The following is a 1,231-nucleotide window of genomic DNA, read 5'->3' on the forward strand; positions in this document are numbered from 1 at the left end:
CTGGCTGTTGAAAAGCCTTAAGCCAGACCACAATACCATAGCCCGGTTTAGAAAGGCCAATTACAAGGCAATTAGAAAAGTATTTAGGCACAGTGTGGAAATAGCCAGAAACTTTAACCTAATTGGAGGAGAGCTTATAGCAGGTGACTCGACCAAGCTCAGAGCACAGAACAGCAAAAAGAACAATTACAACCACAAAAAGGTACAACGTCACCTCGAATACATTGATAAAAAACTAGAGGAGCACAACCAAGCCCTTTCAAAGGCGGACGGTGATATTAAGGAGGCTGTCGAAACGGAAATAAACCACCGTAAAGAGCAACGTAGGAAATATGAAAGAATAGCCAGGGAACTCGACAAAGACAAGTCTTCTGAAAATCCCCAGCTTTCCACTTCGGACCCCGATAGCCGACACCAGATTGTCAGGGGAACCATTACCGAAGTATGCTATACGGCACAGACCACCGTGGACGCCAAGCATAAACTGTTTATCGATTATAAGCTTACTAACCAAAACGACAAAAAGGCCATGGGTATGATGCTCAGACGGGCGAAGTCCATATTAAAAACAAACCAGTTTACGGCTCTTTATGATAAGGGTTACCATACGGGCAGCGAGTTTTGTACTGCCGATCAATTGGGAATCAAGACCCTTGTGGCCATTCCCGGGATAGGACGGTCAAGCCAGGCCCCAACCCCCCATTACAATGCAGAGCACTTTGTATATGATAAATCATCCGATAGCTACACCTGTCCACAGGGACAGTGCTTGACCTCCAACCAAACCCTTTATAAAGCCAGAAATTATACCTTTAAACAATATAAGACCAAGGCCTGTAAAGGCTGTCCGGCAAGACATGAATGTACGACGGCCAAAGTGAACGGAAAGGTTATCCAACGCAGTGAATTTACAGGGAACGTACAGCACAACGCTAAACGCGTTAAGGCCAATGAGACGCTCTATAAAAAACGACAGGCTTTGGTGGAGCATCCTTTTGGCACCATTAAACGACAGTGGGGCTTTGACCACATCATGACCAAGAAAGGCCTAGAGGCCGCTTCTGCCGACCTGGGACTGATTGCCATTGCCTATAATTTGAGAAGGCTGTTCAACCTGAAAACAATCAAAGTCCCATTGTTCAAAGCCTTAAAAAAGCATGTTACGGCATTAAAGACGGAGATAGCGCCGCTATATTCTATTTTTTTGCCCAAAACCTTATTGTACGATTAT

Annotated in this window: 1 protein-coding gene; it reads left to right on the plus strand. The window is 44.9% G+C overall.

What is annotated here, in order from left to right:
* Nucleotides 1–1,231, plus strand: a 1,231-nt coding sequence (locus ABD792_RS19175) for a transposase (RefSeq protein ID WP_345008201.1), incomplete at both ends; no start/stop codon positions are given.

Source organism: Snuella lapsa (genome assembly GCF_039539345.1).
GTDB lineage: Bacteria > Bacteroidota > Bacteroidia > Flavobacteriales > Flavobacteriaceae > Snuella > Snuella lapsa.